10 protein-coding genes and 2 rRNA genes (1 of these 12 running past the window's edge) are annotated in these 12,447 nt (G+C 45.3%); 10 read left to right on the forward strand and 2 right to left on the reverse strand.

Annotated features, from left to right (window positions below; all coding sequences use genetic code 11):
- From K5L93_RS12915 to K5L93_RS12930, 4 genes are all read left to right on the forward strand, one after another.
- Positions 1–2,228: ribosomal RNA gene (locus tag K5L93_RS12915) — 23S ribosomal RNA — on the forward strand (it extends 660 nt beyond the left edge of the window).
- Between the two features lie 111 nt (positions 2,229–2,339).
- Positions 2,340–2,455: ribosomal RNA gene (gene rrf, locus K5L93_RS12920) — 5S ribosomal RNA — on the forward strand.
- Positions 2,456–2,848: 393 nt separating this feature from the next.
- Entirely contained in the window at positions 2,849–4,234 is a 1,386-nt protein-coding gene (locus K5L93_RS12925; RefSeq protein ID WP_220720202.1) for a PhoH family protein, read from the forward strand.
- 10 nt (positions 4,235–4,244) lie between these two features.
- Positions 4,245–4,523, forward strand: coding sequence for a PilZ domain-containing protein (locus K5L93_RS12930; RefSeq protein WP_220720203.1), 279 nt, complete (start codon positions 4,245–4,247; stop codon positions 4,521–4,523).
- Here the strand turns inward: K5L93_RS12930 and K5L93_RS12935 are convergent.
- Both K5L93_RS12935 and leuA read right to left on the reverse strand, forming a co-directional pair.
- On the reverse strand, positions 4,507–5,469 hold the full coding sequence (locus K5L93_RS12935; RefSeq protein ID WP_220720204.1) for a hypothetical protein: 963 nt from the start codon (positions 5,467–5,469) through the stop codon (positions 4,507–4,509). The genes K5L93_RS12930 and K5L93_RS12935 overlap by 17 nt on opposite strands.
- Before the next feature lie 22 nt (positions 5,470–5,491).
- Positions 5,492–7,066: a 2-isopropylmalate synthase gene (gene leuA / locus K5L93_RS12940; protein WP_220720205.1), complete on the reverse strand. Its 1,575-nt coding sequence runs from the start codon at positions 7,064–7,066 to the stop codon at positions 5,492–5,494.
- Between the two features lie 177 nt (positions 7,067–7,243).
- Between leuA and K5L93_RS12945 the strand changes: the two genes are divergently transcribed.
- From K5L93_RS12945 to ilvN, 6 genes are all read left to right on the forward strand, one after another.
- Entirely contained in the window at positions 7,244–7,900 is a 657-nt protein-coding gene (locus tag K5L93_RS12945; RefSeq protein WP_220720206.1) for an NAD(P)H-binding protein, read from the forward strand.
- A 188-nt stretch (positions 7,901–8,088) separates the two neighbouring features.
- The gene (locus K5L93_RS20190; RefSeq protein ID WP_220720207.1) at positions 8,089–8,577 is read left to right on the forward strand and encodes a phosphatase PAP2 family protein; all 489 of its coding nucleotides are present in this window, start codon (positions 8,089–8,091) and stop codon (positions 8,575–8,577) included.
- Between the two features lie 12 nt (positions 8,578–8,589).
- Complete coding sequence (locus tag K5L93_RS12955) at positions 8,590–9,696, forward strand: MJ1255/VC2487 family glycosyltransferase (RefSeq protein ID WP_220720208.1); 1,107 nt, start codon at positions 8,590–8,592, stop codon at positions 9,694–9,696.
- A 16-nt stretch (positions 9,697–9,712) separates the two neighbouring features.
- A complete protein-coding gene (locus tag K5L93_RS12960) occupies positions 9,713–9,868 on the forward strand; it encodes a hypothetical protein (protein WP_220720209.1) in 156 nt (51 codons plus the stop codon).
- A 284-nt stretch (positions 9,869–10,152) separates the two neighbouring features.
- A complete protein-coding gene (locus K5L93_RS12965) occupies positions 10,153–11,871 on the forward strand; it encodes an acetolactate synthase 3 large subunit (protein ID WP_220720210.1) in 1,719 nt (572 codons plus the stop codon).
- On the forward strand, positions 11,871–12,365 hold the full coding sequence (gene ilvN, locus K5L93_RS12970; protein ID WP_220720211.1) for an acetolactate synthase small subunit: 495 nt from the start codon (positions 11,871–11,873) through the stop codon (positions 12,363–12,365). The genes K5L93_RS12965 and ilvN overlap by 1 nt, the downstream gene beginning before the upstream one ends.
- Positions 12,366–12,447: the final 82 nt, after the last annotated feature.

Genomic DNA, 12,447 nt, shown 5'->3' on the forward strand with positions numbered 1-12,447 from the left:
CCGAAACCCGGTGATCTAGCCATGGGCAGGTTGAAGATTGGGTAACACCAATTGGAGGACCGAACCGACTAATGTTGAAAAATTAGCGGATGACTTGTGGCTGGGGGTGAAAGGCCAATCAAACCGGGAGATAGCTGGTTCTCCTCGAAAGCTATTTAGGTAGCGCCTCGAGCGAATACTGATGGGGGTAGAGCACTGTTAAGGCTAGGGGGTCATCCCGACTTACCAACCCTTTGCAAACTCCGAATACCATCAAGTACTACTCGGGAGACACACGGCGGGTGCTAACGTCCGTCGTGGAAAGGGAAACAACCCAGACCGTCAGCTAAGGTCCCAAAGTGTATGTTAAGTGGGAAACGATGTGGGAAGGCTTAGACAGCCAGGATGTTGGCTTAGAAGCAGCCATCATTTAAAGAAAGCGTAATAGCTCACTGGTCGAGTCGGCCTGCGCGGAAGATGTAACGGGGCTAAACATACCACCGAAGCTACGGGAGCATGCTTGCATGCTCGGTAGAGGAGCGTTCTGTAAGCCGTTGAAGGTGTGTCGTAAGGCATGCTGGAGGTATCAGAAGTGCGAATGTTGACATGAGTAACGATAAAGGGGGTGAAAAGCCCCCTCGCCGAAAGACCAAGGTTTCCTGTCCAATGTTAATCAGGGCAGGGTGAGTCGGCCCCTAAGGCGAGACTGAAAAGTGTAGTCGATGGGAAACAGGTTAATATTCCTGTACTTCGTATAATTGCGATGGGAGGACGGAGAAGGCTAGGCCAGCGTGGCGATGGTTGTCCACGTGAAAGGCAGTAGGCGGTAAACTTAGGCAAATCCGGGTTTACAATACGCTGAGAGTTGATGACGAGTGTCTACGGACACGAAGTGGTTGATGCCCTGCTTCCAGGAAAAGTCTCTAAGCTTCAGATTATACGAAACCGTACCCCAAACCGACACAGGTGGTTGGGTAGAGAATACCAAGGCGCTTGAGAGAACTCGGGTGAAGGAACTAGGCAAAATGGTACCGTAACTTCGGGAGAAGGTACGCTGCCGGCGGTGATGGAACTTGCTTCCTAAGCTGCTGGCAGTCGCAGATACCAGTTGGCTGCAACTGTTTATTAAAAACACAGCACTGTGCTAAATCGAAAGATGACGTATACGGTGTGACGCCTGCCCGGTGCCGGAAGGTTAATTGATGTGGTTAGCGCAAGCGAAGCTATTGATCGAAGCCCCGGTAAACGGCGGCCGTAACTATAACGGTCCTAAGGTAGCGAAATTCCTTGTCGGGTAAGTTCCGACCTGCACGAATGGCGTAATGATGGCCAAGCTGTCTCCACCCGAGACTCAGTGAAATTGAAATTGCCGTGAAGATGCGGTGTACCCGCGGCTAGACGGAAAGACCCCGTGAACCTTTACTACAGCTTGACACTGAACATTGACCCTACATGTGTAGGATAGGTGGGAGGCTTTGAAGCGTTGTCGCTAGATGACGTGGAGCCGACCTTGAAATACCACCCTTGTAGTGTTGATGTTCTAACGTTGTCCCGTTATCCGGGATGCGGACAGTGTCTGGTGGGTAGTTTGACTGGGGCGGTCTCCTCCCAAAGAGTAACGGAGGAGCACGAAGGTTGGCTAAGTATGGTCGGACATCATACGGTTAGTGCAATGGCATAAGCCAGCTTAACTGCGAGACAGACACGTCGAGCAGGTACGAAAGTAGGTCATAGTGATCCGGTGGTTCTGTATGGAAGGGCCATCGCTCAACGGATAAAAGGTACTCCGGGGATAACAGGCTGATACCGCCCAAGAGTTCATATCGACGGCGGTGTTTGGCACCTCGATGTCGGCTCATCACATCCTGGGGCTGAAGTCGGTCCCAAGGGTATGGCTGTTCGCCATTTAAAGTGGTACGCGAGCTGGGTTTAGAACGTCGTGAGACAGTTCGGTCCCTATCTGCCGTGGGCGTTTGAGAATTGAGGGGAGCTGCTCCTAGTACGAGAGGACCGGAGTGGACGAACCGCTGGTGTTTGGGTTGTTATGCCAATAGCATTGCCCAGTAGCTACGTTCGGAACTGATAACCGCTGAAAGCATCTAAGCGGGAAGCAGGCCTCGAGATTAATTCTCACTAGGACTTTAAGTCCTCTGAAGGGCCGTTGGAGACTACAACGTTGATAGGCAAGGTGTGTAAGTGCTGTGAGGCATTGAGCTAACTTGTACTAATTACCCGTGAGGCTTAACCATACAACACCTAAAGGGTGTTGCTTATAGATACTTTATTTTAGAAACCATGAATGCTTGTTAGTGCTCATGAGGTATTTCAGCTTTTTCGAATGTTAAAGACAACAGTTTTTGCCTGGTGGCAATAGCGTTGTGGACCCACCTGACTCCATGCCGAACTCAGAAGTGAAACGCAACTGCGCCGATGATAGTGTGGGGCTTCCCCATGTGAAAGTAGGTCACCGCCAGGCTCTCATTATCGAAAAGGGCTTCCCTATTGGGAAGCCCTTTTTGTTTGTGTTTAGCGAGGCTTGCTTTCGACAGTAGGGCGGAGGCGGTTAAAGACAACACGCAGTTTTGTTCCGCCGAAGCGCAAGCCGCTATGCTGCGCACCTGACCACCGCCAGGCGCTCATACTAAGTCCTCGTCTAATGACGAGAACCTTAAATCCAATATCCATAAAGCTCTCCTTTTAGATAAACCTCTCATTAAACTAACTTCCTTAATTCTATATTTGATTAATAAAACAGCACTCGGTGGGTTAAAGGTGTGGAAAAGTTTGTAAAGCCGATCTGGATGAATTAGCCTGAGATTGAACGTTTGCAATACTTCTCACATCGCCTGTTGGCCTATGGAGGGCAAATATGGAAAATAACGCTCCAAGTAAACTGTTCATTCTTGACACTAACGTGCTGCTGCACGAACCCCTCGCAATATACTCTTTCCAAGAACATGACGTCGTTATTCCAATGACTGTCCTAGAAGAATTAGATCGAATTAAAGATAGGCAAAAAGACGTTAGCAGGGATGCTCGAGTGGCTATTCGCTCACTTGAAGACGTATTTGCATCCGCTTCGCCAGAGCAAATTGTAAATGGTGTAGAGTTAAAAAATGACGCAGATAATCAAGTGAGTGGTAAGTTATCGATTTTTGCAGATCATACATTGGAAAAGAACCAGCAAAACTTTACTGCCGATGAACCCGATAATCGCATCATCAACGCAGCTATTTACTTGCAAGACAAACATGCTCCTCGTCAGGTGGTATTGGTAACTAAAGACATTAACATGCGGTTAAAAGCAAAAGGTGCTGGCTTAGAGCGCGTCGAGGACTACCGAACCGACCAGCTAATCGATGATATCCGGTTGCTAGCGAAAGGCTTCATCGAATTGGAAGGTAGCTTTTGGGGAAGAGTTAAAGATTGTGAAAGTAGCTCAGAGGGGCGAGATACCCATCATGTGATTGACGCTGAAATTATCGGCCCTTGTTATGTAAACCAATATATCATCGATGACACTGAAAGCTTTGCGGCGCGAGTAGTAAAAAAAGACGAGAAAAATGTCGAATTGCTCGACTTGGGTTATGAGCGTTTGATGGCCAAACATGCTTGGGGAGTTCATCCCAAAAACATCTATCAAGGTATGGCGTTTGATGCCTTACTCGATCCTAATATTGACTTGGTGATTCTCACCGGCCCAGCGGGTTGTGGTAAAACTCTGCTTGCTATGGCAGCAGCACTTGAGATGGTGGTAGAAAAAGGTATTTACGATAAAATTATAGTTACCCGAAATACCCCTGAAATTGCTGAATCTATTGGGTTTTTACCGGGTACTGAAGAGGAAAAAATGGCTCCGTGGTTGGCCGCTATTACCGATACTTTAGAAGTGTTGCACAAACACGATGAATCTATGTCTGGTTCTATGAGTTACATTATGGAGAAGGCTAACATTCAATTCAAATCGGTAAACTTTATGCGTGGACGCAGTATTCAAAACGCTTTTGTGTTTTTGGATGAATGTCAAAATTTAACAGCTTCCCAGCTTAAAACCATTATTACCCGCTGCGGCGAAGGAACCAAATTGGTATGCTGTGGTAACTTAGCGCAAATCGACAGCAATTATTTGTCGGCCGTTACTTCGGGCTTAACTTATATTGTAGAGCGTTTTAAAGATTTTGATGGTAGTGCAAACGTGTATTTAAATGGGGTAGTAAGGAGCCGTTTAGCCTCGTTTGCAGAAGAAAAACTATAGAAGGTAGAACATGATTGGAGAAGCAAACAAGCGTGCATTTCACCGTATGCTAATTAACGCAGAGTTGCGAATTATGGTTGGTCAACAGCGCTATGCTGGTTTATGTAAAGACCTAAGTGCAACTGGGATGGGCATTAGTGTTAAAGACGTAAAACTCGCTATTGGTGATGAAGTCGAAGTCGCCTTGAGTGGTGAAGGTGTTGCGCCTTTTAGCGCCAAAGGTAAAGTGGTTCGTTGCGCTGGAGACGGTGAGATTGACTACGCGGTAGAGTTTACTTCTCTCTCTTAAATTCTGGTGGAACCCAGTCCATTTGTTGATAGGTATACAAACCTGAATGAATGTACTGGGCACTTTCTTTTGCCACCTTTCCTAGCTCGAATAAGGCCGGCCCGGTTGGTTCTAGCAATACATACTGCTTTCCTCTAATTCTCACCGTTTCATCACTGGCTTGTGGTGCGATGTTTAATGCAAGTAGAGCATGATTAGGCACATAGATAATGGCAACATCTAAGCGTGGATAGAGGGTCTTTAGGGCGCTGGCTAGCAAGGTTGTTTTGCTGTCACAGTCTCCCACATTATTTCTAATTACTTGGATTGGCGTGAGAAAGCCTGCTCCACGTAAACGATCCTTTGAGCGCAGTTCACTATAAGGAATGGACTGAACAAAGCTTAGTAGGTAATTGCTAACTTCCCGTTGCTTGGCTTGGTCTTCGAGTTGATTCAAACTGTTATTAAGCCAGCTAAACAAATACTCAGCACTTTCTTGGGCAAGCCTGTTATGGTCGGGCATTATTCCCATCGCGCCATCGGCTGTTTGTTTTTCTACAAAATAGTGCTTAGTTAAGTAATCTTGATAATGCTGCTGCACTTCTTTACCGAGCTTTTCTGATAGCTCTTGAATAAACTTTTGGTCATTTCCTTGCAGTTGATAACTCAGCTGACCGTGTTGGGTAATAAAGCTCACTTTAGCTTGTTTGGGGTCTATTTTACGCAGACTAGGCTTGAGCTTACTTAGTACATATTGCTGAGCTTGTTCGGGGCGATATTGGGTAAATTTAGTGAGTTTATGCGGATAGTTTAATAGGCTAAAGCTAAGTGCATGGGTATTGTTTTTATAGTCCTTCCAAAGGTAGCTGTAATGTCCGGCATTCCTTTCAAAGCGAAGCTGTTCTGCTTGAACTGGCAACGAAAGGCAACCGGAGATCATGATAAAGCACAGTAATATTCTTTTCATGACGACTCCGGTTGTTTACATGCTAGCCCAATTTAGACTGCTTTTGTTTTGCCACTTGCTCGGCGCGATGAATATGATTAAGCACGTGAACAAAAGCTTTGGCCGATGCTTCAACAATGTCTGTAGCTAAACCCATACCATGGTATTTTCGCCCTTGGTAATTGGCTACGATATCCGCTTTACCTAAGGCGTCTTTAATATCGGTTTTCTCTGCGGTTGCTGTTCCGCCGCCGGCTGCTTCGATGGTGTAATCATCTATCTTAATGTCGTAACCGGTGATTTTACGTAAACAGCGGTAAGCCGCATCGATAGGACCATTACCGGTTGACGCTTCTAGTATGGTTTCTTCGCCTGCTATTAGTTTAACTGTGGCGGTGGAAACAACGTCCGAGCCACTTTGCGCACTTAAATACTCTAAACGGTAGTGTTCTGATTCATCTTGTAGATTATTGAAGAAGACTAATGCTTCAAGATCGTAATCGAATACCTGTCCTTTACGGTCAGCCAGTTCAAGAAAGCTGTCATACAACTCATCTAGCTTGTAGTCTTCTTCGCTGTAACCAAGTTCTTGCATGCGATGTTTAATTACGTGGCGACCAGAGCGAGAGGTAAGGTTTAAGCTATTTTTATTTAAGCCTATGCTCTCTGGCGTCATAATCTCGTAGGTATTTTCGTTCTTCAGCATGCCATCTTGGTGAATACCTGAAGAATGAGAAAAAGCGTTACTGCCCACAATGGCTTTGTTGGCTTGCACCGGCATATTACACAAGTGGCTTACCAATTGGCTGGCGCGGTAAATTTCTTGAGATTTAATATTAGTACCTAGACCGCCTAACTGATCTTTACGGGTATTGATGATCATGGCTACTTCTTCTAGCGAACAGTTACCCGCACGCTCGCCAATACCGTTTAAGGTACATTCAATTTGGCGTGCGCCCTGTTGTACCGCTGAAATAGAGTTTGCTACCGATAAACCTAGGTCATCGTGACAGTGAACTGATATGACTGCTTGGTCGATATTAGGCACCCGGTTAAATAAGGTTGAAATAATACCGCCAAATTCGCTAGGTACGGTGTAACCCACGGTATCAGGAATGTTTACCGTAGTTGCGCCAGCTTTAATTGCGGCTTCTACCATGCGGCATAGGTTATCGATAGGAGTTCGTCCTGCGTCTTCACAAGAAAACTCTACGTCATTGGTATAGTTACGCGCGTGTTTTACTGCGTTTACTGCCATCTCAAGCACATCATCAAAGCTACGTTTAAGCTTGCTTTCAACGTGTACAGTTGAGGTTGAAATAAAGGTATGAATACGAAAAGCATCAGCGACTTTTAAGGCTTCGGCTGCTACATCAATATCTTTGGGTAAGGCGCGCGATAGCGCACAAACTGTTGAGTTTTTGATTTCACGCGCGATGGTTTGCACTGAGTCGAAATCACCTGGTGACGAAATTGGAAAGCCTACTTCCATGATGTCTACACCTAAGCGCTCTAAGGCAAAGGCAATTTGCAGTTTTTCTTTTACTGTTAAACTGGCAGCTAGCGCTTGCTCACCGTCTCGTAGGGTGGTATCAAAAATCTTGACTAGGTCAGACATTCATTAATCCTTGTCTATTGTTATTTGTGTTTGCTTCACTGCACAAGTTTACGATTAGGCTTATTATTGTTTTAGGCCTTATTGTGCACAAGTTTTTGGCTAGTTTAACAAGCTCTCGGCAAACTGGCTAACAGCAAATGTAGTGGCTTGAATATAGCGTGAATCAGGAGAGGTAAATTGACTAAAACTGCAATTGTAATTGGTGCTACAGGCCTAGTTGGAAGTGCCCTACTTGAGCAACTTTTAGCGGATAAAAGTTGGGAAAAAGTGCGGGTGTTTGGCCGCAAAAGCACAGGAGTGAATGCGGATAAACTGGAAGAGCATATTGTAGATTTTGCCAATATAGAAAGCTGGCAGCAACTAATTCAAGGTCACAGCCTATTTATTTGCATTGGCACTACCCTTAGCCAAGCTGGCAGCAAAGCTGCAATGCGAGCCATTGATTTTAAACTTCCTTTAGCTTTTGCCACAGCGGCAAAGCGCAATCATGTTGAAGACTGTTTGCTTATCTCGTCTTTGTTCGCAAATGCCAAGTCTCCTTCTCATTACTTACGCATAAAAGGGGAGTTAGAGAATCAGTTAGCTTGCCTTGATTTTAAACACTTAATGCTGTTTCGCCCCGGGCCATTACTCGGCGAGCGCAAGCAAGCGCGTTTTTCCGAGCAAGTAGTGGCAGCGCTGCAACCGCTATTTTCCGCTAACTTGTCACCTTTGCGGCGCTGGCGTGGTATTAAAGCCGTCCAGTTGGCAGCAACCATGCTTAGCTACGCGAACAAGCCGCCTGCTGAAGCGAGGGTGGTTATTCAAGGAGAGCCGCTTTTTACCCCACGCTGAGTCAATAAACCACACACTCTAGCTCTAGTATTGGGCTCCGTTCTATTTTAATTCTGCAGTAAAAGCACCTAGCTCTACTTGTGTAGTTTGTCACCAAGTGAGGCTTTGTCATGGATTTGTAAAATTAGTTTCATTTCTCGGTAAAGCATTTTATCCAGTCTGTGGAAAAGCACGAGAAGGAGCTTGGTATGTTACAACGATTGAGCCAGTGGGATTATGCAATTTCAGCAACCTGTTTGGGGCACCGCTTTAATGTGCAGGTGGCCCGTCTAGCCAGAGTAATATCGCATTCCGGTGATGGTTACTACTACGCCTTGTTTGGTGGCATTATCGCCTTCACTCCATTTGCCGGTGCTTTTTGGAGTCTCGCCTTACCTGCATTTGTTATCGAACTAATGTGCTATCTGCTGCTTAAGCAAATTTTCCGACGAGACCGACCACAAGCATTGCCAGTATTTATTCGCCCTTCCGATCGATTTAGCTTTCCCTCAGGTCATAGTGCTGGCGCTTTTGTTATGGCTGGCAGCGTGGCTCAGATATTTCCGTCTTGGGCGGGTGTCGCCTTTACCTGGGCGAGTTTGGTGGCTTGTTCAAGGGTATTGCTTGGTGTGCACTTTGTTAGCGATATTATCGCAGGTGCCAGTTTAGGGTTGTTAATTGTTTACGGTATTAATTAGGTAAGCCAAATAATGCGAATTCTTTATGGTGTACAAGGAACAGGGAACGGCCACATTACGCGAGCTCGTTTGCTATGTAGTGCTTTAAAAAAGCAAGGCATCGAGGTAGATGTATTGATGTCCGGACGGGTTGGTAAAGCGCCTAAAGTAGAAGAATTTGGTGAATACAAAAGCCTTAAGGGAATTAGTTTTCATCATCAGCGCGGTAAAGTAGATAAATGGGCTACTTTCAAGGATCTTTCATTAAAGCAATTTCGCAAAGACCTTGCCGAACTCGATTTGTCTAGTTACGACTTACTGATTAATGACTTTGAACCGGTGAGTGCTTGGGCGGCCAAACGGCAAGGTTTAACCAGTATCTCTATCTCTCACCAAGCAGCGTTTTTGCATGATATTCCTACCAAAGAGATGGGTATATGGAATCGGCTTTTAGTCAAACATTTTGCGCCATGTGAATATAACCTCGGTGTTCATTGGTGCGACTTTAAGCAAACCATTGCGCCACCCTTAGTGGAAAAGCTGGATGAACTAACAAACAATGGCAAGATTCTGGTGTATTTGCCTTTTGAGTCTCTCGGGCTGGTTCGTCCTTTGCTAAGCCGTTTTACCGGCCATCAATTTGTTTGTTTTCATCCCGATATTAAGCAAGTCGAAAAAGTTGATAATTTAGAACTACAACCAATTGATAGGGTAAACTTTCTTGAGCATTTGCGCAGTTGTGGCGGGGTGTTTTGTAATGCCGGCTTCGAATTACCTTCAGAAGCTATGGCTGCGGGTAAAAAGTTGCTGGTTAAGCCATTATTTGGCCAGTTTGAACAGGTTACTAATGCCTATACTTTACAAAGCTTGGGCTTGGCACATATAGCCGAAAGCCTAGAACCTTACATACTAGATTCATGGCTTCAGCTAGATCAAAGTGAGCCAGTTTATTATCCCAATGTGGCAGAAATTCTAGCTACACACATTAGAAATAATACTTGGCGAGATTTAGATGCAATGGCACAAGAGATGTGGAAGCAAGTGAGTTATCCGGCGGCGAGCCAACTATTGATGGCCAATATCATGAGCGACAGCACGGTAAGTGTAGAATCCTTGACTAAAATAAAAGTGTCTGGGTAAACGATTTGGAGGGAACATGCGTTTTACTAATGAAGACGGTGAGGTCATGGAGTTAGCTAACAATATGACCATCCAAGAGCTGTACGACATGGGGGTAAGCATCTCCTTAAGTGAAGATTCCGATCCTGAGCAGAAAATTTGGCTAACAGAAGAGCATGACACTATTAAGTAGTTAAGTGCTTTATAAGTAGTGCTGAATCACCGGGTGTTAACTTGTTTATCATCCGGTTTTTTGTGTCTTGCTTAGAAGATAACTCTTAGGTGGCTACAAGAAGCTTGAGCTGTTTTATATGATTAGCTGCTTAAAAGAATAGAAAGAGCAGACAAAAGCGTAGACGCTGGGGGGCAAGAAACGGTAAAGTGCTAGGCTTGGAAGACAGGATATTAAGTCCCATTTCCCGCAACACAATAGAGTTATCCCCACAATTACAATAAATAAAGCCTGGAGGCTTGAACATGGAGAAGTTATCCGGCGCCGAAATGGTCGTCCGCTGTTTGCAAGATCAAGGTGTTAAACACATTTTTGGCTACCCTGGTGGCTCTGTATTAGATGTATATGATGCGCTGTTTGATAGTAGCGATATTGAACATGTATTGGTAAGGCACGAGCAAGCTGCTGTGCACATGGCCGATGGTTATGCACGTGCAACTGGCGAAGTAGGTACGGTATTAGTTACCTCTGGCCCTGGCGCTACCAATACCATCACCGGTATTGCTACTGCTTATATGGACTCGATTCCATTGGTCGTTTTATCTGGTCAAGTGCCAACAGGCTTGATTGGCCAAGATGCCTTCCAAGAAACTGACATGATCGGCGTTTCGCGCCCCGTAGTAAAACATAGCTTTTTAGTTAAAAAAGCCGAAGAAATACCTGCCGCAATTAAAAAGGCATATTACATAGCATCTACAGGCCGCCCTGGCCCTGTGGTTATCGATTTACCTAAAGATGTACAAAACCCTCTGCTTAAGTTCCCCTATGAATATCCTAAGTCAGTGAGCATGCGTTCTTACAACCCAACGCTAACTGGTCACAAGGGGCAGATTAAGAAAGCGGTTAAAGCCTTAGCCGAAGCCGAAAAACCAGTGTTATACATTGGCGGTGGCGCAATTATGGCTGAAGCGGGTGAGCAGATTAACAAATTAGTTGATTTGTTTAATATGCCGGTTACCTCAACCCTAATGGGCTTAGGCGCCTTCCCTTCTACCGACCCTCGCTTTGTGGGCATGTTGGGTATGCACGGTACTTATGAAGCCAACATGTCAATGCACAATGCTGACGTTATTTTTGCCGTAGGTGCTCGCTTTGATGATCGTGTAACCAACAACGTCGCCAAATTCTGTCCTAATGCCACTATTTTGCATATTGATATAGACCCAACGTCTATTTCGAAAACAATCCGTGCAGACATTCCCATTGTTGGCTCGGTAGATTCGGTTATCGATCAAATGCTTGAGTGCATAGAAGAAACTGGTGCAAAGAATGATGCAGATAGTCTGAAAGACTGGTGGGCACAGGTGGAAGAATGGCGTAGCCGTAAATGCTTAAACTACGCCAAAAGCGATACCTTAATTAAGCCGCAACAAGTGATCGAATCAATGTATCGTGCTACCAAGGGCGATGCTTACGTCACCTCTGATGTGGGTCAGCACCAAATGTTTGCTGCTTTGTATTACCCATTTGATAAGCCGCGTCGTTGGATTAATTCTGGTGGTTTAGGCACCATGGGCTTTGGGTTCCCGGCTGCTATGGGGGTTAAGTTTGCCTTTCCTGATGCAACAGTTGCTTGTGTGACCGGTGATGGCTCGATTCAAATGAATATTCAAGAGCTTTCAACTTGTTTGCAATACAACGTACCGGTAGTTATTGTTTCACTTAATAACCGCTCGCTGGGTATGGTTAAGCAGTGGCAAAAAATGTTCTACGATGGTCGTCAATCGCATTCTTATATGGATTCTGTGCCTGATTTTGTAAAACTAGCAGAAGCCTATGGCCACGTTGGTATGCAAGTTAATCATCCTGATGAATTAGATGAAGCCATGGAAAAAGCTTTCTCGATGAAAGATCGCGTGGTGTTTATGGACATCATGGTTGACCCCGAAGAGCATGTTTACCCGATGCAAATCAAAACTGAATCGATGAAAGACATGTGGTTAAGCAAAACGGAGAGAACATAATGCGCCGAATTATTTCAGTATTACTAGAAAACGAAGCCGGCGCTTTGTCTCGCGTTACCGGATTGTTTTCGCAGCGTGGTTTCAACATTGATTCACTAACCGTATCAACCACAGAAGATCCTACTCTATCACGTATGACTATTTGTACCTTTGGTGATGAAAACACCATTGAGCAAATTACCAAGCAGCTGAACAAGCTAGTTGACGTGTTAAAAGTGTCTGAGCTCACCGAAGCTGAGCACGTAGAACGTGAAATCATGTTGGTTAAAGTGCGTGCAGCGGGTTCTACCCGTGAAGAAGTGATGCGAACTTGTGACATTTTCCGCGGTCAAATCGTCGACGTTACACCAAGCATGTATGTGATGCAGTTAAGTGGTGACAGCGCTAAGTTAGATGCTTGCGTGAAAACACTATCTCAATCAACCGAAATTTTAGAAGTTGTGCGAAGTGGGGTGTGTGGCATGAGCCGTGGCGAGAGAATGCTACGACCATAAACTCTGGTCACTTTTGAGCTAAAGACCAGCCTCGGCTGGTCTTTTTGTTTGTGATTACCAAGCTATTTGCAATTTACTGATA

The organism is Agarivorans litoreus (assembly GCF_019649015.1).
In the GTDB taxonomy this organism is placed as follows: domain Bacteria; phylum Pseudomonadota; class Gammaproteobacteria; order Enterobacterales; family Celerinatantimonadaceae; genus Agarivorans; species Agarivorans litoreus.

Excerpts from the sequence above, each read along its gene's own strand:
- K5L93_RS12925 (WP_220720202.1), top strand. The coding sequence starts at position 2,849 with ATGGAAAATAACGCTCCAAGTAAACTGTTCATTCTTGACACTAACGTG.
- K5L93_RS20190 (WP_220720207.1), top strand. The coding sequence starts at position 8,089 with ATGTTACAACGATTGAGCCAGTGGGATTATGCAATTTCAGCAACCTGT.
- K5L93_RS12955 (WP_220720208.1), top strand. The coding sequence starts at position 8,590 with ATGCGAATTCTTTATGGTGTACAAGGAACAGGGAACGGCCACATTACG.
- K5L93_RS12960 (WP_220720209.1), top strand. The coding sequence starts at position 9,713 with ATGCGTTTTACTAATGAAGACGGTGAGGTCATGGAGTTAGCTAACAAT.
- K5L93_RS12935 (WP_220720204.1), bottom strand. The coding sequence starts at position 5,469 with ATGAAAAGAATATTACTGTGCTTTATCATGATCTCCGGTTGCCTTTCG.
- ilvN (WP_220720211.1), top strand. The coding sequence starts at position 11,871 with ATGCGCCGAATTATTTCAGTATTACTAGAAAACGAAGCCGGCGCTTTG.
- K5L93_RS12930 (WP_220720203.1), top strand. The coding sequence starts at position 4,245 with ATGATTGGAGAAGCAAACAAGCGTGCATTTCACCGTATGCTAATTAAC.
- leuA (WP_220720205.1), bottom strand. The coding sequence starts at position 7,066 with ATGTCTGACCTAGTCAAGATTTTTGATACCACCCTACGAGACGGTGAG.
- K5L93_RS12965 (WP_220720210.1), top strand. The coding sequence starts at position 10,153 with ATGGAGAAGTTATCCGGCGCCGAAATGGTCGTCCGCTGTTTGCAAGAT.